Consider the following 24,924-nt stretch of genomic DNA (forward strand, 5'->3'; position numbering starts at 1 on the left):
TGTCGACGCGGGCGCTCGGCGGGTCGAAAGTCGGTTGCCGGTCCGCGCCGCCTCCGAGAAGGTGAACGCCATGACGTTCTGACGGATCGCACCCCAGCCCGCAGGCCCTTCTCGCCGCCTGCTGTTCCCGCCTCTCTCTTTCCGCAGAAACGAGCGTCTGTGTCCGCGTACCCCTCCGGGCGGGCCGTCGTGCCCGCCACCGTCTCCGTCTTCTCCTCTCCCGGCAGCTGGATCGAGTCCGCCGCGCTCGACCAGTGCCGTCAGGTCGCCGCCCTGGACGGCATGGCGCACGTCGCCGCCATGCCGGACGTGCACCCCGGCAAGGGTGCGCCGATCGGCGCCGCGATGTCCTCGACCGTGCTGTATCCGTTCCTCGTCGGCTCCGACATCGGCTGCGGCATCGCGGTGTTCCCGATCGCGTTGCGCCGGGCCGTACCCGAACGGCTCGCCGCCCGGTTCCCCGACCTGGACCGGGCGCTCGACCCGGACCGGGACGCGGACGACCCGGCCTGGTCGGTGCTGGACGGCGACGTGCCGGCCGGTCACGTCGACGGGCTCGGCACTGTCGGGCGCGGCAACCACTTCGTCGAGCTGGCCCGCGTCGGGCCGATCCTGGCGGCAGAGCACGCCGGGCGGCTCGGGCTGGCCGCCGGTGACCTGGTGCTCGTGGTGCACTCCGGGTCACGCGGGCTGGGCGAGCGCATCCTGCGCGAGCACACCGAGACGCACGGCGCCGGGCCCGCGCCCGACCCGGAGGCGTACCTGGCCCGGCACGACGCCGCAGTGCGCTGGGGTTCGCTCAACCGGCGGCTGCTGGCCGCGCGGGTCGCGTACGCGCTCGGCGCCGAACCCACCGAGCCGGTCGTCGACCAGTGCCACAACCTGGTCGAGATCCGCGACGGGCGCTACCTGCACCGCAAGGGCGCGGCGCCGGGCGACGGGCGGGACGTGCTGATCGCCGGCACCCGTGGCACACCGTCCTACCTGGTGGCCGCGCACGCCGGGCCGGACGCCGGCTACTCGGTGGCGCACGGCGCCGGGCGCAAGATGTCCCGCGCCGACGCGCTGCGCCGGGGCCGGGCCAAGCACACCGTCGAGGAGCTGCGCCGTACGCCGGTCGGCTCGATCGTGGTGTGCGGCGACCGGCAGCTGCTCTTCGAGGAGGCACCCACCGCGTACAAGCGCATCGAGCAGGTCATCGGCGACCTGGTGGCGCACGACCTCGCCACGCCGGTCACGACGACGGTTCCGCTGGTCACGTACAAGACGCCGGACGTGGGCCGCCGCGACGAGCGCCGGAGGGGCCGCCGGTGACCGAGCTGCTGCTGTCCGCCGGGCGCGGACCGGCCGAGTGCGCGTGGGCCCTCGCGCGGCTGCTGTCCCGCCTGGAGGCCGAGGCGACCCGGCTGGGTCTGCGTACCGCGCGGGTCGAGACGGTGCCCGGCGACCGGGCCGGCACCTACCGGTCGGTGCTGGTCCGGATCACCGGCACCGGGGCGGAGGCGTTCGCGGCCGGGTGGACCGGCACGCTCTGCTGGCAGGCGCCCAGCCCGTACCGGACGGGTCACGGCCGCAAGAACTGGTACGTCACCGCGCGCCCGTGCCGGACCGACGTGGTGGTCACGCCGTTCCACGAGGCGGACGTGGAGTTCGTGCCGTGCCGCACCGGTGGGCCGGGCGGCCAGCACCGTAACAAGGCGAGCACCGCCGTCCGGGCCACGCACCGCCCGTCGGGCCGGACCGTGGTGGTGGACACCGAACGGCACCTGCACCTCAACCGCCGGATCGCGGTCGAGCTGCTGCGGCAGCGGATCGCCGACGACGACGAGGCTGCCCGGCGCGCGGGTGTCGACGCCCGCTGGCGCATCCACGACGACCTCGTGCGCGGCGACCCGGTACGGGTCGAGCGGCCCTGACGCGCCGGTCGGTCCCGCCCCGGCGGACCTGGCCCGATCCGCCGCGCGGGACCGGCCCGGCTACCGTGGGCGCGGCGCCCGGGTAGCCCCGGGACGGCGAGGAGCGACGCGCGAGGAGGACGGATGCGGCGGAGAAGGAGCGGTCTGGTGGCGGCGCTGGCGACACTGGCGCTCTCGCTCGCCTCCTGCGGCGGGGACGCCGGCACCGATCCCGAGACCTACCTCCGCGACGCCATGCGCGAGGCCGTGTCGATCAAGCAGGAGCGCGGGCAGTTCCCCCGGGGCGTCGGTGACCTGTCGGTCGGTGACTACGACGGCGTCGGCGTCGTCACGTTCGTCACGAACAACGACGCGTCAGCGCTCTGCGTGCAACTGTCGGTGCCGGACGCCAAGTACAGCGCGTACTCTGCCGACCCCGGGCAGGTCACCGACGGCGCCTGCGACATGGAGCGCGTCCGGTGAGCCCGCTCGTGCAGCGCTTCCGCGCCGTGGTCGCCATGTGGATCTTCGTCGGCGGGGGCGGGTTCCTGCTGGCCGGGTTCCTCGGCCTGGCCCTGCTCACCCAGACAGGTCCGTTCGCTGCCGCGTCGGCCTTCTCCGCCGACGCCGAGTTCGCGCCCGGCGCGGAGATCAAGGTCAGTGACACCGGGGTACGCCCCGGCAACATCCTGATCCTCGCCACCCCCGCCACTGTCGACCCCGCCACCGTCCGGTGCACCACGAAGAGCCGGGTCTACTCCAACGGCCTGCAGCGGACCAGGGAGCTGACCGGGGCCCGGCCCGAGGGGACCGCGGCGGTGATGCGCGATCGCGGCGACCCGCGGCAGTTCACGCCGGTGCTGGCCACCGACGGCATCGCCTGGATGGACACCGACCTGGTGAGCTGCACCGGCCCCGGCGCGGAGGCGTTCGCGCTGACCACCGCCAGGGGCATCCAGAGTGACAGTTTCCGGCTCGGCGCCGGACTGCTGCTCATGCTGATCGCTCCGGTGCTCGCCGGGTTCGGCTGCCTCGCGCTGTACTTCACCCGGAAGTGGAACCGGGAGGCGGCGCTGCGCGGCGGCTCGACGAGCTGGCCCTACCGGTGATCGGGCTGCGCCTGCACGTCGGCTGTGCCATGTGGACGCACAGGTCATGGGCCGGCCGGTACGTGCCGCATCCGCTTCCCGCGCACGAGCGACTGCGCGCGTACGCCGGCTGGTGCGACGCCGTGGAGGGCAACACCACGTTCTACGCGACCCCGGCCCGGGAGACGGTGGCCTCCTGGGCCGACCAGACCGATCCGGGCTTCCGCTTCCTGCCGAAACTGCCGAAGGCGGTGACGCACGAGCACCGGCTCACCGGCGGCGAGGCGGCGCTGCGCGCGTTCCTGCACGCGATCGAGCCGCTCGGCCCTCGGGCCGACGCGCTCTGGATCCAGCTGCCCGGCTCGTTCGGCCCCGGCGACGTGCCCGACCTCGACCGGTTCCTGCGCACGCTGCCCGCCACCCACCGGTACGCCGTCGAGGTCCGCCACCCCGCGTTCTTCACCGAGGCCGCAGAGGTACGCGCGCTGGAGGCCACGCTGCACCGGCACGGCGCGGAGTGGGTGCCGTTCGACACCACCGCGTTCTTCCATACGCCGCCGACCAGCGACGCGGAACGGGAGGCGTGGACGCGCAAACCGCGCCTGCCGCTGCGTACCCGGGCGCTCACCGACCGGCCGATCGTGCGCTACCTCGGCCGTGACGACCCGGTCCGCACGGTCGAGGGCTGGCAGCAGTGGCTGGACGTGGTGACCGGCTGGCTGCGGGAGGGCCGCTCGCCGACGGTGTTCGTGCACACGCCGGACAACGCCGACGCGCCCGAACTGGCCCGCCGATTCCACGACCAGGTCCGCGCGCGTGTGCCCGCGCTGGCGCCGCTGCCGGAACCGGCGCCGGTCGGCCCGGCGACGCTGTTCTGAACACGCGCGCGAACCGTCCGGCGCGCCTCAGTCCGGCGAGCCGCCCTCCGGCGGCGGCAGCGCGTCGTCGTACGCCCCGGACGGTCCCGCGTACCGCTCGCCGCGCAGGAACGGCAGCGGATTCGGGGCGCAGCCGTGCAGGCCCAGCGTCTGCTGTTGCATCACCGGCGCCGGGCGTCCCCGCCCCGGGCAGCGTTCGTGCCCGTACCCGAGGCGGTGACCGACCTCGTGATTGACCACGTATCTGCGGTACGCGGCGAGGTCGGTCCGGTACGCGGGCGCGCCGCGCACCCAGCGGGCCACGTTCACCACCACCCGGTCGCCCCGGCGGCAGGAGGTGTACCGGTCCGGCCCGTCCCCGCACAGGTCGTCGCGCGTACCGGGGGTGGCCAGGTAGACCGTGAAGTCGGCGGGACCGCCCGGCCCGACGCGGCGCAGGGCGAGCCGCCCGTCGGTCGTCCAGCCACCCGGCCCGGAGAGGATGCCGGTGACCTGCGCGGCGAACTCGGCCGGCGACAGGCCGGTGATGTCGCGCTCCACCGCCACCCGGTAGCGCAGCAGCCGGCCCGTACCCCCGGAAGTGGCCGGCTCGGCGGCGGCGAACCGCCACCGGTTGCCGCCGTCGGCGGGATAGCCGATCCGCGCCGGCTGGGAACGGGCGGGCGCCGCCGCCGGCGCGACGGCGGGCTGCTCGACCGGTGTGACAGCGGGCCCGGCGGCCGGCGGGTCTGCCACGGCCGGCGCGCAGCCGGCCAGCAACGCGGCCAGCACTGTCATGGCCGCGCCGCCGCGCGTGCGGTCCGCGATCCTGGTCATCTCGTCTCCCCTCGGCGCCCGGTCCGGGGCGCAGGGAAGAGGACGGGTGACCGGCTGCCGAAGTTGGTCCGGCCAGGACTCAACCTTTCGTGCCCCTGGCACGTCCTTGTCGAGGTGAGAGGTGCGGAGGGCCGCCATGGCCCGGGGTGACGCGGAGTTCGTCGAATTCGCGCGGTCGGCGTCCGCGCGGCTGACGCACGCCGCGTTCCTCATGACCGGCAACCACCACCACGCCGAGGACGCCGCACAGACCGCGCTGGTACGCACGTACGCGTCGTGGGCCCGGATCCGCAACGGCGACCCGTACGGCTACGCCCGGTCGGTGCTGGTGAACCACCTCGTCGACACGTGGCGACGGCCGATCCGGGAATACCCCACCGAGGATCTGCCCGAGCAGCACGGCGGCGACGTGGCGGAAGAGGTGGCCACCCGGCGCTGGCTGCTCACCGCGCTCGGCGCGCTCACCCCGCGCGAACGCGCCGTCGTCGTCCTGCGTCACTACTTCGACCTGCCGGAGGCCCAGGTGGCCCGCGAACTCGACGTGTCGGTCGGCACCGTCAAGAGCACCACGTCCCGGGCGTTGGAGAAGCTGCGTACCGCCGATCGGACCGCGCCCCAGCCGCAGGGGACGTGCCGGTGAACGAGGTGGACGAGCTGCGCCGGGCGATGCGGGCCACCGAGCGGGCCGGCGGCCTGGACCTCGACGACGTCATGCGCCGGGGACGGCGGCTGCGCCGGCGGCGACGCATCGGCGCCGCCGCGGCGGCGGTGACGGCGGTGGTCGCAGTGGCGTTCGGCGTCGAGGCCGTGGTGACCCGGACCGGCCCGCCGGACCTCCCGGCCGGGGAACCGGCCGTCACCGCGTCCACCGGCGCTCCCCCGCCCACGCCGACCGCCGCGCCGACCCCGACGGAGCCGCCACCGCAACCGCTCGGGACCATCGTGGCCAGCGGCATCCGGTACGGCGCCGACGAGCGCGTGTTCTACGTCGTGCCGGTCGACGTGCCCGACCTGCCGCGCGTGTCGATCGGCCTGGTCGCCGGCCGCCGCGCGCCGGACGGCCGCCTGACCACCGACTTCCTGGTCAACGACGTGTCCGGCAGCGACCGCCGGCCGGGGTTCCACGAGATCGGGTACGACCAGCAGCGCATTCCCACCGACACGTCCGTTCCGACGTTCGGCTACTTCGTCGGCCCGGCGGCGCGCATCGTCGGGACTGTCGACGGCCGCCAGGTCGAGGCGAGGCTGGCCCGGTGGAGCGAGGACCCCCAGCTGGTGATCTTCTGGTTCGACCCGAAGACCCTCACCCCCGGCACCCCCCTGGACGGCATAACCGCCCGCGACCCCCAAGGCCGCCGCCTGTAACCGCCCCCTCTCCCCTCCCCCCTCCTCCCCCTTTTTCCCGTTGATCAAGGAGTTTGCGGTCTGACACCGCCCTGGCGAACACACAAACTCCTTGATCACCCGGGCGGGGGTGAGAGCCGATCCGCCCCGAGCTCTTTGATTCGCCGATCCGCGCCGCCCCGCGCACCCTCCCCGCCCCAGCGGCCGGTAGATCTTGGTGCGAAGTAGCCCCTATGAGGGCGCTTTCGTACCAAGATCTACGGCTGCTCCCGGGATATGGACCACGGATCTCAGACCGACCCTCATCGGCGATCTTGCTCTTCGCGCCCGGTCAGACCGGGGCATTTACGACATCGACCGGGCCGCAAGTGCAAGATCACCGGGAGCGGGCGGGGCGGGAGGGCGGGGCGGGGGCGGGATACGGGTGGGGTGGGGTGGGGGGTGGGACGGGTGGGTGTGAGGATCGGGGGCATGCGTGCGGTGGTGTTTGAGCAGTTCGGGGTGCGGCCGGAGGTCCGGGACGTGGACGACCCGGCGCCGGCGCCGGACGGGGTGGTCGTCCGCGTCGGCGCGACCGGACTGTGCCGCAGCGACTGGCACGGCTGGCAGGGCCACGACCCGGACATCCGCCTGCCGCACGTGCCGGGGCACGAGTTCGCCGGCGTCGTCGTGGCCGCAGGCGCGGACGTACGCGGCTGGCGGCCCGGCGACCGGGTGACCGCGCCGTTCGTCTGCGCGTGCGGGCGGTGCCCCTCGTGCCTGGCGGGCGACCAGCAGGTCTGCGAGCGGCAGACCCAGCCGGGCTTCACCGGGTGGGGCTCGTTCGCCGAGCTGGTCGCGGTGCGGCACGCCGACGTCAACCTGGTCCGGCTGCCGGACGAGCTGGACGAGGCAGCAGCCGCCGCGCTCGGCTGCCGGTTCGCCACCGCGTTCCGGGCCGTGATCGCGCAGGGCCGGGTGGCCGCCGGCGAGTGGGTGGCCGTGCACGGCTGCGGCGGCGTCGGCCTGTCCGCCGTGATGATCGCGGCCGCCGGTGGGGCGCGGGTGGTGGCGGTGGACGTGTCGCCCGCCGCGCTGGAGCTGGCCCGGAGCTTCGGCGGCGCGGTCTGCCTGGACGCGAGCACGCTGGGCGGCCCGGGCGACGTGGCCGCCGCGATCCGGGACGCCACCGGCGGGGGCGCACACCTGTCGCTGGACGCGCTGGGCAGTCACGCCACCTGCGTGGCGTCGATCGAGGGCCTGCGCCGGCGCGGCCGGCACGTGCAGGTGGGGCTGCTGCCCGCCGCGCAGGGCCGCCCGGCGCTGCCGATGGACCTGGTGATCGCGTACGAGCTGGAGCTGCTCGGCAGCCACGGCATGCCCGCCCACGCGTACCCGGAGATGCTGCGGCTGGTCACCGCCGGGGTGCTGCGCCCCGCCGATCTGGTCACCCGCACCGTCGACCTGGATGCCGCGCCCGAGGCGCTGGCCACGATGGACCGGCCGGCCGTTGCCGGGATGTGCCTGATCCGGCCCTGAGAACGGGTGCGGGCCGGCCCGGCGCCGGGAGACCCGGCGCGGACCGGCCCGCGAGGCCGTCCGGTCAGTCGGTGACCGTCACCGTGACGCTCCGGGGCGGCTGCTGGTACTGCCCCCGGTTGTCCATGCCGCGGATCGTCACCGTGTACGTGCCGGCCGGGATCACCGGCGACGTGTACGCGAAGTTCGACCCCGGCGAGCCCGGGCTGGTGAGGAACGTGGCGATCCACGGCCAGTTGGCCGGCGCGCCCGCCCGGCCGAACGTGCCGGCGGAGTTCATGCCCTGCCCGGCGCTGTTGCCGATCTGCACCTCGACCTTCTGCATTCCGCCGTCGTCCACGGCCCGGCCGGTGATCACGATCCGGCCACCGGTGTACGCCTGACCCTCGACCGGCGTGATGCTCGGCTCCAGCGTCGGGTCGGTGTCACCGGGGTAGACCAGGTAACGGGCGGTCGCGCCGCTGGTCGAGTTGTCCTGCTGGCCCGCGGTGTCCACGGCCCACGCCTCGACGCTGTAGGTGCCCCGGGTGGGCAGGTCGATCGAGAGCGTGAACCCGGTGCTGGTCGCGCCGGGCGAGGCGAGCGTCGCGTCGACTGTGGCGAACGCGGCGGCCATGGTGCCGTTGGGCTGCACGTACCGGCCGGTGTCCAGGTCGCGCAGCGCGATCCGGACCGCCCGTACGCCCTTGTCGTCGGTGGCGGTGCCGGTCAGGTCCAGGTGCAGCCGGTCGATGTCCTGGTTGGTGCCGGTGAAGCTGAGCAGCCCGTTCGGGAAGGCGTCGCCGGGCACCTGGGCGGTGACGGTGAGCCGGCCCATGTTGTTGCTGGACGTGGTCAGGCCGAGCTTGTCGGTCGCCCGTACCCGGAAGTCGTAGACGCCGGGGGTGAGCGGCACCGTGGTGAACGACCAGTCGAACGTCGCGGCGTCGAGGTTGGTCGGGGAGATCCGGTAATAGCCGGCAACCGAGTCGGCGCCCCAGGTGCCGTCGCTGGCCAGCGCCTCACGGGTGGTGTTGTTGCGCAGGTAGATCTCGACCGACTTCAGCGCGTCGTCGTCGCTCGCCGTACCGGCGAACGTGATCGTGCCGCCGGGCGCGACTGTGAACGGCGCCGGGTTGCCCGGCGGGGTCATCGCCACCGGCGAGGTGATCGCCACTGTCGGCGGTACGCCGTTGGCCGAGACGGTCCAGTCGCGGGTGTCGCCGCGCAGGTCACTCTGCCCGGTCGTGTCGACGGCGGTGGCGGTCATCTTCCACTGCCCCTCGATCGGCAGCGTGACCTCGTACTGCCAGGTGGCGGACGTCGCGCCGATCACGTCCGGCTCGCCGCGGAAGGTGTTGTAGACGGCGGCGACGCTGCCGTCGTCCTGCAGGTACCTGTTGTCCGGCGTGCGGAACGAGAAGATCAGCGAGTTGACGCCCTTGTCGTCGGTGGCGGTGCCGGAGGCCACGAACGTCTGCGTGGCGAGCAGGCCGGCCGACGGTGAGCTGATCCGGGTCGACGGCGGCAGGTCGTCGAAGCGGAACGTCTCGATCTTCTTGACCGCCTTGGTGGTGTCGCCGGCGCCGTTGCGGTCGAACGTCTTGGCCTGCAACTGGTAGACCCCGGCCGGCAGCGTCACCGGCAGGCTCCACGTGGTGGAGGTGGCGTTCGGCGCGGCCACAGTCGTGTTGATCGCCTTGAACGCGCCCCAGGTGGTCAGGTCGGCCTGGAGGTACTTACCGCTGTTGCGGTCCTGGATCTCCAGTTGGACCCGGGCCACGCCGGCCGGGGCGAGCGCCTGGCCGCTGATGGTGAACGACTCGCCGGCCGGCTTCACCGCGCCCTCGATCGGCGTGGTGACTGTGGTGTCCAGCGCCGCCGGCGCGGGCTCCTTGGAGAGGTCGAAGAAGGCCACCCGGCCGGTGGTCTTGCCGCCCTTGACGTTGCCGTCGCCGCCGACGAGCAGGCCGCGCGAGGTGGCGAGCATCGCCTTCTCGCCCTCGTACGAGTTGGAGCCGGGGTTCCACTCCAGCGCGGTGCCGGTGAGCGGGTCCAGCGCGCCGATGTGGTCGCGGCGGACCACCTGGTCGCCGAGGCCGTAGCCGCTGAGCCCCTGGCCGGTGCCGTAGCCGACGTTGTCCAGGCCGGGCCACGGCACGTTCGAGGTGGGCGACTCCTGCCAGCTGAAGTGCCCGCCGACGTAGACGGCGGTGTCGGTGATCGCCACCGAGTAGATGCTGTCGAAGTGCCGGGAGATCCAGAGTGGCTCGACGTTGTCGTTTCCGGTCAGCGGGTACGCGATGGCGGTGTCGTTGATCGGCGGGCGGTCGCCGCCGGAGCCGCTGGTGACGACGAAGTACGAGTCGTCCGGCGCGATGTCGCCGGCGAAGACGCGCTGGATGCCGCCGACGAAGGAGAGGTTGTCCTCCCACAGCCGGGTACGCCACGGCAGCAGCGCCTTGCTGGCCGTACCGATCAGGGCCACGCCGTAGCGGTCCTGGCCGGCGATCTGGCGGCCGGTGTGCACGACCAGCAGCTTGCTGCGGTCGTGGGTGAGCTTGAGCTGCTGCACGGTGAGCATGCCGCCGATGCCGATGCCGCCGGTCAGCGGCAGGTTGAAGCCGGTGTCGACGGCGCCGGTGGTGGGGTTGAGCGCGGCCAGGCCGCTACGGCTGACCCCGTTGACGGTGGCGAACTGGCCGCCGACGTAGACGGCGTTGCCGCTGACCGCGAGCGCGGTGGCCCGCGCGTTGGCGGTGGCGGTGAACGCGGCGACCGGCGCGCCGGTGGTCGGGTTCAGCCGGGCGATCTTGCGCTTGGTGACGCCGTTGATGGTGTTGAACGCGCCGGCGATGTAGAGCGACGAGCCGTCCGGCGACGCCTCCACCGCGGCGACCGCGCCGTCGATGACCGGCTTGAACCCGGTGTCCACCTTGCCGGTGTCCAGGTTGTACGACGCCAGGGACTTCTGCGCGATCGCGGATCCGCCGACGTTCGCGATCGAGGTGAACGTGCCGGCGATGAAGACGCGGTTGCCGATCACCTCGATGTCGGTGATCTCGCCGTTGGTGATCCGCGGCGTGTCGGTGCGGGGCGTGGTCGGCATCAGCCGGGTGTCCCCGGGGGTGACCAGCGCCCGGGTCGCGGTGGTACGCGCGGCGCCGAGCGCGGCGCTGTTCCCGGTCGCCTGGGCGCCGGTCCGGCCGGCCGCGCCGGCGTCCCGCACGACGACGGTGCCGGCGAGCGCCGGTACGCCCACCACCACGACCGCGCCGGCGGCGATGACCGCCACCGCGCGACTCCAAACTCGCATCGAGACAACTCTCCCTGTCCGCCGGGACGGCCCCCCTCGGGTGATTCCCGGGTCCCTCCGTCCGCGTGCCGGACGCCACCGTAGGAGGCAAAGACATCTCGCGATACGTGCCGCACCGGTAATCGACCGGTCGCCATCGATTCCGGCCGTACCGGCAGCCCCGCTCCTCCGATCGGGCCACCCGCTCCGCCGTCCGGCCGCCGCGCCGTTCAGTCGCCCCGCACCCGGGGGTCGCGGTGGTCGGTGAGCCGCAGGCCGACACCGCGTACCGCCGCGATGGTGACGCCGGTGCCCAGTTCGTCGAGCTTGCGTCGCAACCGCTTCACCAGGGACTGCACGTCGGCCCGGCCGTGCGTCGGCGCGTCGCGCCAGACCGCCCGGTGCAGCTCGGCGTAGCTCCACACCCGTGCCGGCTCGGCGGTCAGGCAGGTCAGCAGGTCACGCTCCAGCCGGGTCAGGGGAATCGCGCGGTCGCCCCACCGGGCGGTCGAGCGGGCCGCGTCGATCACCAGGGCGCCGTCCGGCGCGGGCTCCTCCCCGGGTACGGGCGGACGCGGCGCGTCCCGTGGGGCCGGCGCGTCGGCCGGGGCCGGCGTGTCCGCCGTGATCAACTCGCGCAGCTCGTCCAGATCGGCGACCATCAACAGGGGCGCGACGCCGTCGAGCAGCTCGGTCAGCCGCAGCCGCTCGGCCGGGGACGACGTCACGCCGATGACGAGCGAGAAGGGCCGCTCCGGCGGCTCGGTGCCGGAGTTCGCCGCGTTCGTGCCGTCAGTCGTCACCGCGCCCCACCGTGACAAAAACTGTCAACAAGCCATCCGATCCGGGGGCCTGTTGGTGACATGTTGCTCACGTACGGTCATTGATCGTTCCCTCATGTCGATCATAGTGTCCAAACAGGTGACCGGCGCAGACCCGCACGGACGCCTAGGGGGCCTGGGGGGTTCTAGTAATACCGGTGCGACCAGTCGGGAGAGCACATCTCCTGGCCCTTCTGCCATGGCTCGATCATCCGCGGGTCATCGGAACAGGAGGCAGCACCGATGCTGAGACGTCCACACAGATGGGGCCCGGCCCGGCGGCTGGTGAGCGCGGGCGCCGCCCTGGTGCTCGCCGCGACCGCGCTGGCCGCCACCGGCACGGGAGCGCAGGCCGGCACGGGCGCCGGCGCGTCGGCCGGCGACAAGATCCGCCCCGAACTCACCCGGCAGCTGCAGGGCAAGAGCGAGGGCGACTTCTGGATCCACTTCTCGGGCAAGGCGGATCTGGGCAAGGCCGCCGCGGTCAAGGACTGGAACGACCGCGGCGCCGCCGTCGCGGCGGCCCTGAAGAAGACCGCCGCGGAGAGCCAGGCCAAGATCCGCGCCGAGCTGGACCGCTCGGGCACGAAGTACCAGAGCTTCTGGGCCACCAACGCCATCAAGGTCACCGACGGCTCGCTGACCATGGCGCAGAACTTCGCCGCCCACTCCGAGGTGGACGGGCTGTACGCGCCGGTCGAGTACAAGCTCCCCGAGACCACGCCGGGCACCGACGAGAAGTCGGCGAACGCGCTGGAGTGGGGCATCGCGAACATCAACGCCGACGACGTCTGGTCCCAGTACGGCGTCAAGGGCGCCGGCATCACGGTGGCCAGCATCGACAGCGGCGTCCAGTACAACCACCCGGCGCTGGTGAACTCGTACCGGGGCAACAACGGTGACGGCACCTTCGACCACAACTACAACTGGTTCGACGCCGCCGACGAGTGCGCCACCGCGCCGTGCGACTCCGACGGCCACGGCACGCACACCATGGGCACCATGGCCGGCGCCGACGGGGCCAACCAGATCGGTGTCGCCCCCGAGGTCAAGTGGATCGCCGCGAACGGGTGCTGCCCGACCGACGCCGCGCTGATCTCCTCCGGCCAGTGGATGCTGGAGCCCACCGACCTCAACGGGCAGAACCCGGACGCCAGCAAGCGGCCGAACATCATCAACAACTCGTGGGGCACCACGGCGCCGTCCAACCAGCCGTTCATGGAGGACGTCACGAACGCCTGGACCGCCTCCGGCATCTTCGGCGTCTGGTCCAACGGCAACAACGGCCCGTCCTGCCAGACCAGCGGCTCCCCGGGCAGCCTGGCCAGCAACTACTCGACCGGCGCGTACGACGTCAACAACAACATCGCCAGCTTCTCGTCCCGGGGCACCGGGCAGAACGGCGAGATCAAGCCGAACATCTCGGCGCCCGGCGTCAACGTGCGCTCCAGCGTGCCGACCAACTCGTACGCCAGCATCAGCGGCACCTCGATGGCGGCGCCGCACCTGGCCGGCGCGATCGCGCTGCTCTGGTCGGCGGCGCCCACACTGGTCGGCGACGTCACGGCGACCCGCGCGCTGCTGAACGACACGGCTGTCGACAAGGCCGACGCCCAGTGCGGCGGCACCACCGACGACAACAACGTCTACGGCGAGGGCCGGCTGGACGCGCTCGCGCTGCTCGCCGCCGCCCCGATCGGGGACAACGGCACGCTGGCCGGCAAGGTCACCGACGCGGCCACCGGCGCGGGCATCGCCGGCGCCACCGTCACGCTGTCCGGCGCGGCGGACCGCACGCTGACCACCGCCGCCGACGGCACGTACTCCTCGCTGCTGCCAGCCGGCGACTACCAGGTCGTCGTCTCGTCCTTCGGGTACGCGACCCGCACGCTGTCCGCGACCGTCACCGCGAACACGACCACCACGCTGGACGTGGCGCTCACCGCGGTGCCGAGCGTGACGGTCAGCGGGCAGGTCACCGACGGGTCCGGGCACGGCTGGCCGCTGTACGCGAAGGTGAGCGTCGAAGGCACGCCGATCTCCGACTACACCACGCCCACCACCGGCCGCTACAGCCTGTCGCTGCCGTCCGGGGCGACCTACCGGCTCAAGGTCGAACCGCAGTACGCCGGCTACCTGACCACCACCAAGGAGGTCACCGTCGGCACGGGCAACACCGTCGCCAACATCGCCGTGCAGGCGAACCCGGAGGCGTGCGCCACCGCCCCCGGCTACACGGTCAGCTCCGACGGCGAGTACGAGACGTTCGACGGCACGGGCGTGCCGGACGGCTGGACCGTGGTGGACAACGCCGGCACCGGCCAGGTCTGGGAGTTCACCGACGCCGGTGAGCGCGGCAACCTGACCGGCGGCAGCGGCAACTTCGCCATCATCGACAGCGACAACTACGGCAGCGGCGGACGGCAGGACACCTCGCTGGTCAGCCCGGTCGTCGACCTGACCGGCGTGACCGCGCCGGTGGTCCGGTTCAACCAGGACTACAACTGGCTCAACAGCGACCGCGCGGACGTCGACCTGAGCCTCGACGGCGGCACCACCTGGACCAACGTGCTGCGGCAGGCGGCCGACGTACGCGGCCCGCGGGTGACCGAGGTGCCGATCCCGCAGGCGGCCGGCCAGTCGCAGGTGCGGGTGCGCTTCCACTACTACGAGGCCAGCTGGGAATGGTGGTGGCAGGTCGACAACGTCCTCATCGGCAGCAAGCTCGTCTGCAAGCCGGTGAACGGCGGCCTGGTCCTCGGCCACGTCCGTGACAAGAACGACAACGGCTACGTCAACGGCGCCACGGTGACCAGCAAGGACCGCCCGGCGGAGAAGGCCACCACGGTGGCCACGCCGGACGACACCGAGCTGCCCGACGGCTTCTACTGGATGTTCTCGTCGCTGACCGGGACGCACCCGTTCACGGCCAGCGCCGGCAACTACGTGAGCCAGACCAAGCAGGTCACGGTCGAGGAGGACTGGGCCACCGCGGCCAACTTCCAGCTCGCCGCCGGCCGGCTGTCGGTGAAGCCGACCTCGATCACCGGCACGGTCCGGATGCCCAGCGGGAAGGTCAGCAAGACCTTCACCGTGACGAACACCGGCGGGGCGCCGGTGACCGCCGAGTTCAGCGAGCGCGACGGCGGGTTCGTGCTGCAACGGGCCGACGGTTCCCAGTTGTCCCAGCAGGCGCTGCTCGGCTCGACCGGCGCGCCGGTCCAGCGGCTGACCGCCGCGACGTCGTTCGCCGCCCGCTCGTCCGGCAAGTCGTCCACCGCGATCGCGGCGGCGGCCCCGCAGGCGGACCCGTGGACCGCCATCCCGGGCTACCCGTCGAACGTGATGGACAACCGGGTCGTCAGCGTCGACGGCAAGGTCTACTCCATCGCCGGTGGCGACGGCACCGCGTCGAGCGCCAAGAACTACCGGTACGACCCGATCGCCCAGACGTGGACCGGCATCGCCGACCTGCCCGGCGCGCGTAACGCCATGACGGTCGGGGTGATCGACGGGAAGATCGTCGCCACCGGCGGCTGGGGCGCCGCCGGTCCGGACGCCGGAACCTTCTCGTACGACCCGGCGGCGAACACCTGGACCCGCAAGGCCGACAACCCGGCGCCGCGCTCGGCGGCCGGCCAGGCGGTCGCGGGTGGCAAGTTGTACGCGATCGGCGGCTGCACCACTGCCAGCTGCACGCCGATGTCCAACTCGGTGGTCCGCTACGACCCCGGCGCGGACAGCTGGGAGACGCTGCCCGCGTACCCGAAGTCGGTGGCGTTCCTGTCCTGCGGCGGGATCGACGGCACCGTCTACTGCACCGGCGGCAACGACGGCACCACGTCGCAGAAGGTCGGGTACGCCTTCGATCCGTCGGCGAACGCCTGGACCGCCATCCCGGACGCGCCGGCCGACAGCTGGGCCTCCTCGTACGCGGTGGCCAACGGCAAGCTCCTGGTCGTCGGCGGGTCGCAGGGCGGCGCCATCACCAACGCCGGCTTCGCCTTCGACCCGGCGACCAACTCGTGGGCGAACCTGCCCAACGCCAACACCGCCCGTTACCGGGGCGGCGCGGCGTGCGGGTTCTACAAGATCGGCGGGTCGTCGGGCAGCTTCACGGCCACCAAGGACAGCGAGGTCCTGCCCGGCTTCTCCGAGTGCTCGGAGGCCGCCGCGGACGTGAGCTGGCTGACCGTCGACAAGTCGAAGGTCACGCTGGCGCCGGGTGAGAAGGTCACTGTCACCGTCACGATGACGGCGAACGTCGACCAGCCGGGCACGTACTCGGCGTCGGTGGCGATCAAGGAGGACACTCCGTACACCGTGGAGCCGGTGGCGGTGACCATGATCGCGCAGCCGCCGACCACCTGGGGCAAGTTGTCCGGCACGGTCTCGGGCACGAGCTGCCAGGGCGCGACGGCGCCGCTGGCGGGCGTGACCGTGCAGGTCGACTCCTGGGCGAGCTCCTACACCTTCACCACCGACGCCCAGGGCCGGTACGCCTACTGGATGGACCGGCGCAACAACCCGCTCACGTTGATCGTCGCGAAGGACGGCTGGAAGCCTCAGACGCGCCAGACGAAGATCAACAGCAGCACGCCCACTGTGGAGGACTTCACCCTCTCCCCCACCCGCTGCTGACCCAGCACCCGACAGGGAAGGCCCGCCCGGCGCTCCGCGCCGGGCGGGCCTTCCCGCGCCCCCACCCCTCCCTCCCCCGCGATCTTGCACTTACCGCCCCGGCAAGGCACACAAAAGCCCCACCCGAGGGGCCGCAAGTGCAAGATCAACGGCGCGGGCCCGGGCGGGGAGGGAGGGAGGGAGGGAGGGAGAGGGGGTCAGGGTGGGGTCAGGCGGAGGCCGACGCCTCGGACGGCGTGGATCGTCGCGGGGACGTTGAGGCGGGCGAGCTTGCGCCGGATGCGGCGCACCACCGAGTGCATGTCCGAGCCCCGGCCCAGGTGGTCATTGCCCCAGACCTCGCGGTGCAGCCGGGCGTACGTCCACACCTGACCGGGCGTGCCGGCAAGGCAGACCAGCAGGTCGTGCTCCAGCGGCGTCAACCCCACCTCCCGCTCCCGCCAGCGCAGCACCCGCCGGTCGGAGTCGACACCCAGCTCAAGACCGGAAGACGGGACGGACGACGGGGCGGGCGGCTCACCGGCGGGCTGCGGCCGGGGCGCCGGCGCGCCGGCCGGACGACGGACCAGATCGAGGAAACGGCGGGCCTGGTGGACGCTGGAGACGATCAGGAACGCCTCGGTGCCGCCGAGCAGCTGCGCGAGCTGCCGGCGCTCGGCGGACGAGGACGCGACGCCGATGACCAAGGACGGCATCCCTGTCATCCGTTCCCACCTTTCCGGCAGGGTTGAACCGCAACGCCGGGCGGTCGCCAGGCACGACGATGCGGGGCACCTGGCTTGCGGAGTTCGACCCGAGGGGTGCGGGAGCTGCGGTTTCGTGAGGCTTCGGGGTGAACTACCGGGATCATATAGCCGAGCACCGATGATTGGTATAGCAGTTAACGTCGATGTAACTGCATGCGACAACGTGACCGGGGCATGAGGGCGCCGGGTCCGGTTTCGGCACGCGCGTACCGATGAGAGCCGGGACGTACGCCGGTCCAATGCGTGTGATCACGCACATGCTCTCCCTGGCCGGCGGGACGCCGACCCGCGCGGACATCGCCGCCCGCTGCGCCGAACTGGCCGAGGCGCTGCGCGGCCGCGACCGGGGGGTGGTGGTCTGCGACGTGTCCGGGGTGGCGACGCCGGACCTGGTCACGGTCGAGGTGCTGGCGCGGTTGCGCCTGACCGCGCGCCGGTTCGGCTGGCGGCTGGAGGTACGCGGGGCGGGTGACGACCTACGCGAGCTCGCGGGCCTGCTCGGGCTGGCCGGCGCCCTCCTCCAGCCGGGCGGGCAGCCCGAACAGCGGGAACAGGCGGTCGACGTCGAGGAAGTTGTTGAGCGACGTGATCCGGCCGCCGGAGACGCCGATCACGATCAGCGCCCAGGGCACGTGCCCTGAGCCGTCGGGGTCGCACCGGTAGTGCCCGAAAGCGGGCATCCCGTTGGCGGCGGTCGGCACCAGCCGGGAGCCGCGGCAGCCGCTGCCGGTGCCGGCCATCCAGGCCGCGATGTGCTCGGGGCCGCGCAGCCAAAGCGGCAGCGGCGGCATCGACAGCGTCGCGTCCTCGTGCAGCAGCGCGGTGAGCGCCGTCAGGTCGTACGCCTCGAACGCGCGCACGTACCGGGCGAGCAGCGCCTGCTGCTCGGAGTCGAGGGGACGGCTCACGTCGGCGTCGGTGTCGGCCGAGGCGAGCGTGGCCCGCGCCCGTTGCAGCGCGCTGTTGACGCCCGCCACCGACGTGTCGAGCAGGTCGGCGACCTCCTGGGCCGACCAGGCGAGCACCTCGCGCAGGATGAGCACGGCCCGCTGCTTGGGCGGCAGGTGCTGCAACGCCGCGACGAACGCCAGCCGGACCGACTCGCGGCCGGCGACCACCTCGGCCGGGTCACCGGCCTCGGGCAGCACCCGGTCGTCGGGCACCGGGCCGAGCCAGATCTGCTCGGGGCGCGGCTCGCCGGGATGGGTGGCCGTGCCGACGCCCGCCGGGCCGAGGTCCATCGGCCGGATCCGGCGCTGCGCGCTCGTGGCCATGGTGAGGCAGACGTTCGTGGCGATCCGGTAGAGCCAGGTCCGCAGCGCGGAACGCCCTTCGAACTTGTCGAAGTTGCGCCAGGCCCGGACGAAGGTGTCCTGCACCGCGTCCTCGGCCTCGAAGGCCGAACCCAGCATCCGGTAGCAGTAGCCGGTCAGCTCCGACCGGTACGCCTCAAGTTGCGCCTCGACGGGAATGCTCGCCACCTCGCTCACCCCGCCGAAACTAGCCCACATGCTGCATGAACGCGAGCACCTTCGGCGCGCGCCGATGAGTTCGCCGCGCGCGGCCGGTCCAACAGTCGTCAGGTCACCGCACCGGAGGAGCACCGATGACCACCGCCCAGCGCGACGAGACCCACGCCCCGGGGCGGTACGCCGACGTCAACGGCGTACGCCTCTACCACGAGACGCACGGCAGCGGACGGCCGATGATCCTGCTGCACGGCGGGCTCTGCTCGGGCGAGATGTTCGCGCCGATCCTGCCCATGCTCACCGCGAAACACCAGGTCGTCGTGGTGGACCTGCAGGGACACGGCCGCACCGCCGATGTGGACCGGCCGCTCGACATGGCGCTGATGGCCGACGACGTCGCCGCGCTGATCGACCACCTCGGGCTGGACCGGCCGGACGTGGTCGGCTTCTCCCTCGGCGGTGGCGTCGCCCTGCACGTCGGGTTCCGCCATCCGGAGAAGGTCGGCCGGCTGGTCGCCGCGTCCGCGCACATCCGCCGCGACGCCGTCTACCCGGAACTGCTGGCGCAGCAGGGTCAGGTCACCGGCGCGGCGGCCGAGTACATGAAGGACACCCCGATGTACGAGCTGTACCAGCGGGTCGCGCCACGCCCGGAGGACTTCCCCCGGCTGCTCGACAAGATCGGCGAGGCGATGCGGAAGGACTTCGACTTCACCGACCAGGTGCGGGCCCTGCGGGTGCCGACGCTCGTGGTCGCCGCCGACGCCGACATGGCCCCGCCGAGCCACTTCGTGGAGGTGTTCGAGCTGCTCGACGGCGGCCGGCGCGACGGCGGCTGGGCGGGCGAGGGCCGTCCGGCGGGCGGGCACGCGCTGGCGATCCTGCCCGGCCTGACCCACTACGACATCGACCAGTCGCCGCTGTTCGCCGCGGTCACCCTGGACTTCCTCGACCGGGGGCGCTGACCCGCGCGTGTGCCGCGTCCACTCCCGGGGTACCGCTACCGAAGGAACACCGGTGAGGAGGACGAGATGACCGACCCCAGGTACGCACCGATCGGGCTGGCCACCGCCGGGCAGCTGGTCCCCGACGACGGACAGACCGACGGCGGCGAGGTCGTCGGCGCCGACGACGCGGCGGCGGACGCCGCCCGGGCCGGTGCCGACGTGGACCTGTCCCGGGCCGACCGGGACAGCGACGGCACCCCGGTGGGCGCCGCAGACGCCGAGGCCGACCGCCGGCGCGCCGCCGGCGAGTGACGCGTTCCGCCCCGCCACCCGTACGAGGTGGCGGGGCGGAACCGTGCTCACCGGTCGACAGGCAGCTCCACGTCGGGCAGGTGGCCCAGCGCCCGTAGCGCGGTCACCGTGGCGTACCCGTCGGCAAGCCACGCGATGTCGGTGCCCGGGACCGCCCGGACCGCGTTCTCCTCCACCGCCGTACGCACGAAGCCCTCACCGCGCTCGGCGATCGACATCTGCACCTGGCCGAACGGCGCCAGCGTCGCCTGCCGCAGCCCGGCCACCTGGTCGGCCGGCCGGTCGGGGACGTTGAGGTTGAGCACGGTGCCCGGGTCCGCCTCGGCCAGCCAGGGCAGCAGCGCCGCGGCCAGCTCGGCGGCGGTCGACCAGTGGCGGGACTCGTCGTCGACGCTGTCCAGCACGGCGATCGCCGCGCCGCCGCTGCCGGCGCTCGCCGCCGCCGCGGTGAGCACGTCGAGCGACACGGCGAGCGCGCGGATGCCGTTGTTGCCGGCGGTCAGCGCCGCGCCGACGGTGCCGGAGTGCAGGACCGCGTGGCCCGCGTTCGCGCCCCGGTTGATGCCGGACAGCAGCAGGTCCGGCACCGGCCCGAACACGCCGAGCCCGGCCAGCACCGCGATGTACGCCGGGGAGGCGGCCACCGCGTACGCGGGCACGCCGGGCAGCCCGTCCAGCTCGGTCTCGCCGAACACCAGCCGCCCGTCGTCGGTCACCGCGGACAGCGCCGCGCTCATCCCGCTCGCCTCGTGCTGCGGCGCGGCGACCACCACGTCCAGCCCGCGCTCGTACGCGGCCCGGGCCAGCGCCCGGATGCCGGGGGCGTGCACGCCGTCGTCGTTCGTCACCAGCACCCGGGGCGGCCGGTCAGCCGTCATCGTCGCCACCGTCCAGCGGGGTCAGCCGGACCCGGCCGGCGAGTTCGCGTACCGCCTCGGCCCGGCCGGTGCCCAGCCCGTGCCGGGTCACGTTGAGCGCGCCCGCGGCGGCGCCGATGTGCAGCGCCTCCCGCATGTCGCCGCCTCGGGCCAGCACGGCCGCCACCCCGGCGGTCATCGAGTCACCGGCGCCCCGGTGGTCGGCCAGCTCCAGCGGCGGGGCGTGCACCAGCAGCGCCTCGCCGTCCTCCGGCAGCGCCAGCGCGGGTTCCCCGGCGCGGCTGATGAGCACCGTCCGCGCGCCCCGCTCCTGGCAGCGGCGGCCGGCGTCGCGCAGCGCCTCGACGCTGTCGTCCTTGGCGAGGCCGTCGTCGAGCAGTTCCTCGTGGCTGACCTTCAGCACGCTCACGCCGCCGTCGAGCACCGCCTCCAGGTACGGCCCGGACAGGTCGGCCACCACCGTCCCGCCGTTGGCGCTCAGGTCGGCGGCGAGCCGCCGGTAGATGTCCGGGTCCACCACGCACGGGTCGGCAGGCCCGCTGAGCACGCTCACCGGAGCGCGCAACCCTTCGGTGAGCGTCACCGTGTACAGCTCGTCGATGTCGTGCCGCACCATCGGCACGCCCGGGTGCTCGGCGATCTCGGTCCGCTCGCCGTCGCGCCGGTCGTGCACGTACCAGCCGGTGCCGGACTCGCGGCGCACCATCCGTACCGTGACGTCCTCGTCGTCGAGCAGCTTGCGCACCGCGTCGCCGACCTCGCCGCCGAGGCCCACGCACATGGTCACCGGCACGCCGAGCGCCGCGATCATGCGGCTCTGCCACACCCCCTGCCCGCCCGGGTGCAGATGCAGCTCGGTCGCCTCGCCCTGCTGTTCGATGGTCACCGTCAACAGCGGCGCGGGGGCGAACACCATCACCTTCTGGTCCATTGGCCAGTGGTGCCCGCTGACCGGCCCCGGTAATCCCCCTGGTCAGCGCGGACGTGCGGCGACGCGGCGACGCCGCAGGTACGGCAGCGCGAACAGGTAGAGGCCGCTGATCAGGAGCAGGGCGAGCGGCAGCAGCGGCACGTAGGAGACCCACACGATCGGGTCCTTCTGGGCCAGCGCGACGAACGTGATCACGACGGTCACCGTGAAGGCGATCGAGAACCAGCGGTGGAGCTGACGGATGCGGAGGTCCATGGGTCGGCGCCCCTTTCCCCGGTGGCCGCCCCGGTGGGTGGCCCGTACCGCAGACGCTAGGTCCGCCGACCCGCGCGAGGCTTCTCGATTCCTGACCGGTCCGTGCCGCGATCCTGACGGAAGGGTCTGGTCAGTCAGCGGCCAGTTCCGGCCGGTGCTTCCTGATCCACTCCTGGACGTCCGACTTCAACCAGACCTTGCCCTGCACAAGGTCAGCCACCGGCTCGGGGAAGTTGCGGTTACTGGTGATCACGTAGACGCGCTGCTTGCTGATGCCACCCAGCATCACGCGGATCTCGGCTGCGCCCACCAGCTCCATAAGCCGGACGCTAGACAGTTGCCCCGACTCCTTGACTCGGGTCAACGCCTCGGTCACCGTATGGGGTATGCCGACTTCCTCGCCGCCCCAGGGCCGCCCGCCCAGAGCGATCCGGCCGCACGTGGCGATCCGGCCGCTGTGGCTGTGCCGGGTCTGTGCCGGCCCGTGGCCGTGTCAGCCCGCACGCCTGTTGTTGCTGCTGGAGTACCGCCGCGACCGGGTGGCGCTGTCGATCTACATGGCCGGCTGCCTGTTCGACGCCGCCGCCGACCTGCTGAGACTCAACCCAGATCCGGGCCCTCGCCCCGACGAACTGTTCCACCGGTTCGTCGCCTGGACGAGACACTCGTGAGCGGACAGGTCACTCCCGTCCCGCCGCGTCCGCGGACCAGCCGTCCACCCGCATCCGCCGCGCCGCCGGGCTCACCGTGTCGGAGCGCCGGACGAACCCGGCGACGGCGAGCGCGCTCATCGTGGTGGCCGCGGCAGCGGCGAGCACCAGGAGGGTGGTCTCCACCTGCACCGTACGCATGTACTCGCCGCCGTTCGCGGTCGCGGACGCGTAGCGCACGGCCGCGAGCGGGTTGAGCAGCACCGCGGCGATGCCGGCGGTCCACGCCGCTCTCGGTAGCCGCTCGCCGTCGGGGCGGGCGGTCCGCCGGGCGGCCCACCGGCCGAGGGCCGCGAACGTGACGAGCAGCGTGACCGGCAGCAGCCAGAGCACGGCGGGCAGCAGGTCACGGAGAGGCACCACGGCGTCGAGCAGCTCCACCAGGAAACCGGAGCCGTCGTGGGTCACCAGGCCGATCCGGTGGCTGTAGGCGGCGAGCGCGACCAGCGTGCAGCCGATGTGGACGGCGATCAGGGCGACGAGGGCGAAGAGTGCGGCGCGGCGGGCGGACACCGGGCCGAGGTTACCGTCCGTCGAGCCCTGACGGTGGACCGTCGCGTGCCGGGGCGGTCAGACACGCAGCGCGAGATCCGCCACCTCGGCAGCACAGCCCCAGGACAGCGTCACCCCCGCGCCGCCGTGCCCGTAGGCGTGCACCAGCCGCCCGTCCGCCGGGTCCACCTCGACCCGGGGGCCGCCGTGCCGGGCGGGTCGCAGCCCGATCCGCTCCCCCAGCACCGGCGCGTCCGCGAGCTGCGGCACGAGCGCCACGCACCGGCGCCGGATCGCCGCCGCTTCCTCCGGGTCGGGGCGGGTCTCCCACACCCCCTCCTCGTACGTGCCGCCGAGCACCACGTCGTGGCGGCGCGGGTGCACGTACGTGATGCCGGCCGGGTCGTCCTCGTCGCGCACGGAGACGGTCAGGCCGGGGTTCGCCACCAGCACGACGTGCCCGCGCGCCGGGTACACGGCCGGGTCTGCGGCGAGCCGCCCGGCGGCCAGGCCGGTCGCGTTGACCACGACCGGCGCCACGTCGTACGCCTCGGCGAGCGCGCCCAGCGCGCGGCGGACGACCCGGCCGCCGCCCGCCTCCAGACGCTCCCGCAGCCAGGTGAGGTACGTGGTCATCTCCACCGTCGGGGCGGTGAACCGCAGCAGCGCGGTGTACGGCGGCGCCGCCGGCTCGACCACCAGGTCCCCGCAGGCGTCGGCCCACCACGGCGGCCCGGCGAACGGGTGGCGCAGCCACATCCGGGTGGGCCGGTCGACCACTCCCGGCACGCCGTCGGCCGCCTGGCGGCGCAGCTCGGCGTGGGTGTCCCGGGCCCAGCGCAGCACCCTCGGGTCCTCCTCGGTGTGGCTCGGGTACCAGACCGCGGCGGCCACCGTGGACACCGTGTCGGCCGGGTCGTGGGCGGTCAGCACGGTGACCCGGGCGCCCCGCCGCTGGAGCGTGAGCGCCGTCGTCATCCCGACGACGCCACCGCCGACCACCACCACGTCCGCCTCGGTCATGTTCCGCTCCCGTCCCCGTACCGACGTGTTCCTGCCGATGGTGGCCGTCCGGGCGCGCGGTGTCCAAGACGGATCGGGCGGCGCACGGGACAAACCGCTTTGTCCGTCTCGGTTACGCTCGGGGCGTTTGGCCTTGGGGAGGGCTCATGAGCGCGGATCCTTCGATGAGCGGCGACTTCACCCGCATGCTCGACGCGACGATGGCGGCACTTCGGACGGTGGGTCCGCCGCCCGCCGACGAGGCGGAGACACCGGCGGTCGGCGAGGCCGCCGACGGGCAGGTACGCGCCGAGATGGGGCGCGACGGCAAGCTCCACTCGCTGCACGTCGAGCCGCGGCTGATGCGGCTCGGCTCCGACGAGCTGACCGCGCACATCGTCACCGCCGTCAACGCGGCGATCGACGGGCTGCGGGCCGGCCCAGCCCCGCAGGTCGCGGACATGTCGCAGTTGCGGGAGCAGTTGCAGGAGGTACGGGACACCGCCGTCCCCCGGCTCGGGTCGTTCCTCGACGCGTTGACCGAGGCGCAGGAGCGGATCGCACGCGGCGGGCAGCGATGAGCGGCGACGGCTTCGAGGTGCACCCGCCGCTGATCCGGGCCGCCGGGCGCGGCGTCACCGACGCCGCCCAGCGGTTCGGCGGCGAGCTGGAGGCGTTCGAGGCGCGGATGCAGGGCTACGGCGAGCCGTGGGGCGCCGACGACATCGGGTCGCTCATCGGCATCGCGTACACCGAGGTGGCGAACTACATCTTCGACTGCCTCGGCATGGCCGCCGAGGAGTTCACCTCCGCCGGCGCCGACATCGCCGGGATGGCCGACGCGTACGAGCGGGTCGACGAGGACGGCGCGGGCGCCATGCGCTCGCTGGCCGGCGGGCTGGGGTGA

The 24,924-nt window shown here is 73.3% G+C and carries 25 protein-coding genes and 1 pseudogene; 15 read left to right on the forward strand and 11 right to left on the reverse strand.

Features of this window, described 5'->3' with window-relative positions:
• Positions 1–159: 159 nt before the first annotated feature.
• The 5 genes from ACSDG8_RS07290 to ACSDG8_RS07310 all read left to right on the forward strand — a co-directional run bounded on the left by ACSDG8_RS07290 (position 160) and on the right by ACSDG8_RS07310 (position 3,861).
• On the forward strand, positions 160–1,314 hold the full coding sequence (locus ACSDG8_RS07290; RefSeq protein ID WP_210942888.1) for an RNA ligase RtcB family protein: 1,155 nt from the start codon (positions 160–162) through the stop codon (positions 1,312–1,314).
• Positions 1,311–1,916, forward strand: a complete 606-nt coding sequence (gene prfH / locus ACSDG8_RS07295) for a peptide chain release factor H (protein WP_210942887.1) — start codon at positions 1,311–1,313, stop codon at positions 1,914–1,916. Before ACSDG8_RS07290 ends, prfH begins: the two co-directional genes overlap by 4 nt.
• 123 nt (positions 1,917–2,039) lie before the next feature.
• Positions 2,040–2,378, forward strand: coding sequence for a hypothetical protein (locus tag ACSDG8_RS07300; protein ID WP_210942886.1), 339 nt, complete (start codon positions 2,040–2,042; stop codon positions 2,376–2,378).
• Complete coding sequence (locus tag ACSDG8_RS07305; RefSeq protein ID WP_210899485.1) at positions 2,375–3,004, forward strand: hypothetical protein; 630 nt, start codon at positions 2,375–2,377, stop codon at positions 3,002–3,004. The genes ACSDG8_RS07300 and ACSDG8_RS07305 overlap by 4 nt, the downstream gene beginning before the upstream one ends.
• A 29-nt stretch (positions 3,005–3,033) precedes the next feature.
• Positions 3,034–3,861, forward strand: a complete 828-nt coding sequence (locus ACSDG8_RS07310; RefSeq protein ID WP_210899483.1) for a DUF72 domain-containing protein — start codon at positions 3,034–3,036, stop codon at positions 3,859–3,861.
• Positions 3,862–3,888: 27 nt separating this feature from the next.
• Here the strand turns inward: ACSDG8_RS07310 and ACSDG8_RS07315 are convergent, their stop codons facing one another.
• Positions 3,889–4,677: a DUF3152 domain-containing protein gene (locus ACSDG8_RS07315; RefSeq protein WP_210899473.1), complete on the reverse strand. Its 789-nt coding sequence runs from the start codon at positions 4,675–4,677 to the stop codon at positions 3,889–3,891.
• A gap of 136 nt (positions 4,678–4,813) precedes the next feature.
• Between ACSDG8_RS07315 and ACSDG8_RS07320 the strand changes: the two genes are divergently transcribed.
• The 3 genes from ACSDG8_RS07320 (at position 4,814) to ACSDG8_RS07330 (ending at position 7,539) form a co-directional block, all read left to right on the forward strand.
• Entirely contained in the window at positions 4,814–5,317 is a 504-nt protein-coding gene (locus ACSDG8_RS07320) for a SigE family RNA polymerase sigma factor (RefSeq protein ID WP_210899475.1), read from the forward strand.
• Positions 5,314–6,042 (forward strand): hypothetical protein, encoded by a 729-nt coding sequence (locus ACSDG8_RS07325; RefSeq protein ID WP_439427744.1) that lies wholly within the window; start codon positions 5,314–5,316, stop codon positions 6,040–6,042. The genes ACSDG8_RS07320 and ACSDG8_RS07325 overlap by 4 nt, the downstream gene beginning before the upstream one ends.
• 450 nt (positions 6,043–6,492) lie before the next feature.
• Positions 6,493–7,539: a zinc-dependent alcohol dehydrogenase family protein gene (locus ACSDG8_RS07330; RefSeq protein WP_210899253.1), complete on the forward strand. Its 1,047-nt coding sequence runs from the start codon at positions 6,493–6,495 to the stop codon at positions 7,537–7,539.
• Positions 7,540–7,603: 64 nt separating this feature from the next.
• Here ACSDG8_RS07330 and ACSDG8_RS07335 read toward each other — a convergent pair whose 3' ends face one another.
• Together ACSDG8_RS07335 and ACSDG8_RS07340 are read right to left on the reverse strand one after the other, a co-directional pair.
• Entirely contained in the window at positions 7,604–10,834 is a 3,231-nt protein-coding gene (locus ACSDG8_RS07335) for an Ig-like domain-containing protein (RefSeq protein WP_439427745.1), read from the reverse strand.
• Positions 10,835–11,043: 209 nt separating this feature from the next.
• On the reverse strand, positions 11,044–11,616 hold the full coding sequence (locus tag ACSDG8_RS07340; RefSeq protein WP_210943255.1) for a winged helix-turn-helix domain-containing protein: 573 nt from the start codon (positions 11,614–11,616) through the stop codon (positions 11,044–11,046).
• 303 nt (positions 11,617–11,919) lie between these two features.
• Here ACSDG8_RS07340 and ACSDG8_RS07345 point away from each other — a divergent pair, with 303 nt between their 5' ends.
• Positions 11,920–16,275: a S8 family serine peptidase gene (locus tag ACSDG8_RS07345; RefSeq protein WP_439427746.1), complete on the forward strand. Its 4,356-nt coding sequence runs from the start codon at positions 11,920–11,922 to the stop codon at positions 16,273–16,275.
• Positions 16,276–16,472: 197 nt separating this feature from the next.
• Here ACSDG8_RS07345 and ACSDG8_RS07350 read toward each other — a convergent pair whose 3' ends face one another.
• Complete coding sequence (locus ACSDG8_RS07350) at positions 16,473–16,979, reverse strand: winged helix-turn-helix domain-containing protein (protein WP_210899262.1); 507 nt, start codon at positions 16,977–16,979, stop codon at positions 16,473–16,475.
• Positions 16,980–17,278: 299 nt separating this feature from the next.
• On the opposite strand from ACSDG8_RS07350, the pseudogene ACSDG8_RS07355 reads away from it, so the two are divergent.
• A pseudogene (locus ACSDG8_RS07355) lies at positions 17,279–17,467 on the forward strand (hypothetical protein); the annotation flags it as partial.
• 30 nt (positions 17,468–17,497) lie between these two features.
• Here the strand turns inward: ACSDG8_RS07355 and ACSDG8_RS07360 are convergent.
• Complete coding sequence (locus ACSDG8_RS07360; RefSeq protein WP_210899264.1) at positions 17,498–18,532, reverse strand: sigma-70 family RNA polymerase sigma factor; 1,035 nt, start codon at positions 18,530–18,532, stop codon at positions 17,498–17,500.
• Between the two features lie 95 nt (positions 18,533–18,627).
• Here ACSDG8_RS07360 and ACSDG8_RS07365 point away from each other — a divergent pair, with 95 nt between their 5' ends.
• Both ACSDG8_RS07365 and ACSDG8_RS07370 read left to right on the forward strand, forming a co-directional pair.
• Entirely contained in the window at positions 18,628–19,455 is an 828-nt protein-coding gene (locus ACSDG8_RS07365) for an alpha/beta fold hydrolase (protein ID WP_210899266.1), read from the forward strand.
• Positions 19,456–19,521: 66 nt separating this feature from the next.
• Entirely contained in the window at positions 19,522–19,749 is a 228-nt protein-coding gene (locus tag ACSDG8_RS07370; RefSeq protein WP_210899268.1) for a hypothetical protein, read from the forward strand.
• Between the two features lie 47 nt (positions 19,750–19,796).
• On the opposite strand, the gene surE is transcribed toward ACSDG8_RS07370, so the two are convergent.
• The 4 genes from surE to ACSDG8_RS07390 all read right to left on the reverse strand — a co-directional run bounded on the left by surE (position 19,797) and on the right by ACSDG8_RS07390 (position 22,132).
• On the reverse strand, positions 19,797–20,627 hold the full coding sequence (surE, locus tag ACSDG8_RS07375) for a 5'/3'-nucleotidase SurE (protein ID WP_210899270.1): 831 nt from the start codon (positions 20,625–20,627) through the stop codon (positions 19,797–19,799).
• The gene (locus tag ACSDG8_RS07380; protein WP_247688430.1) at positions 20,617–21,558 is read right to left on the reverse strand and encodes a 1-phosphofructokinase family hexose kinase; all 942 of its coding nucleotides are present in this window, start codon (positions 21,556–21,558) and stop codon (positions 20,617–20,619) included. The genes surE and ACSDG8_RS07380 overlap by 11 nt, the downstream gene beginning before the upstream one ends.
• Before the next feature lie 42 nt (positions 21,559–21,600).
• A complete protein-coding gene (locus tag ACSDG8_RS07385; protein ID WP_210899272.1) occupies positions 21,601–21,813 on the reverse strand; it encodes a hypothetical protein in 213 nt (70 codons plus the stop codon).
• A 130-nt stretch (positions 21,814–21,943) separates the two neighbouring features.
• Positions 21,944–22,132 (reverse strand): hypothetical protein, encoded by a 189-nt coding sequence (locus tag ACSDG8_RS07390; protein WP_210899274.1) that lies wholly within the window; start codon positions 22,130–22,132, stop codon positions 21,944–21,946.
• 67 nt (positions 22,133–22,199) lie between these two features.
• On the opposite strand from ACSDG8_RS07390, the gene ACSDG8_RS07395 reads away from it, so the two are divergent.
• A complete protein-coding gene (locus ACSDG8_RS07395; RefSeq protein ID WP_210899276.1) occupies positions 22,200–22,484 on the forward strand; it encodes a hypothetical protein in 285 nt (94 codons plus the stop codon).
• 9 nt (positions 22,485–22,493) lie between these two features.
• On the opposite strand, the gene ACSDG8_RS07400 is transcribed toward ACSDG8_RS07395, so the two are convergent.
• A complete protein-coding gene (locus tag ACSDG8_RS07400) occupies positions 22,494–23,036 on the reverse strand; it encodes a hypothetical protein (protein ID WP_210899278.1) in 543 nt (180 codons plus the stop codon).
• Positions 23,037–23,093: 57 nt separating this feature from the next.
• On the reverse strand, positions 23,094–24,038 hold the full coding sequence (locus ACSDG8_RS07405) for an FAD-dependent oxidoreductase (protein ID WP_210899280.1): 945 nt from the start codon (positions 24,036–24,038) through the stop codon (positions 23,094–23,096).
• 146 nt (positions 24,039–24,184) lie between these two features.
• Here ACSDG8_RS07405 and ACSDG8_RS07410 point away from each other — a divergent pair, with 146 nt between their 5' ends.
• Positions 24,185–24,598, forward strand: coding sequence for a YbaB/EbfC family nucleoid-associated protein (locus ACSDG8_RS07410; RefSeq protein WP_210899282.1), 414 nt, complete (start codon positions 24,185–24,187; stop codon positions 24,596–24,598).
• Positions 24,595–24,924, forward strand: coding sequence for a hypothetical protein (locus tag ACSDG8_RS07415; protein WP_210899284.1), 330 nt, complete (start codon positions 24,595–24,597; stop codon positions 24,922–24,924). The genes ACSDG8_RS07410 and ACSDG8_RS07415 overlap by 4 nt, the downstream gene beginning before the upstream one ends.

Origin of the sequence: Micromonospora sp. LA-10, assembly GCF_051853095.1 — a bacterium.
Lineage (GTDB): Bacteria > Actinomycetota > Actinomycetes > Mycobacteriales > Micromonosporaceae > Micromonospora > Micromonospora echinospora_A.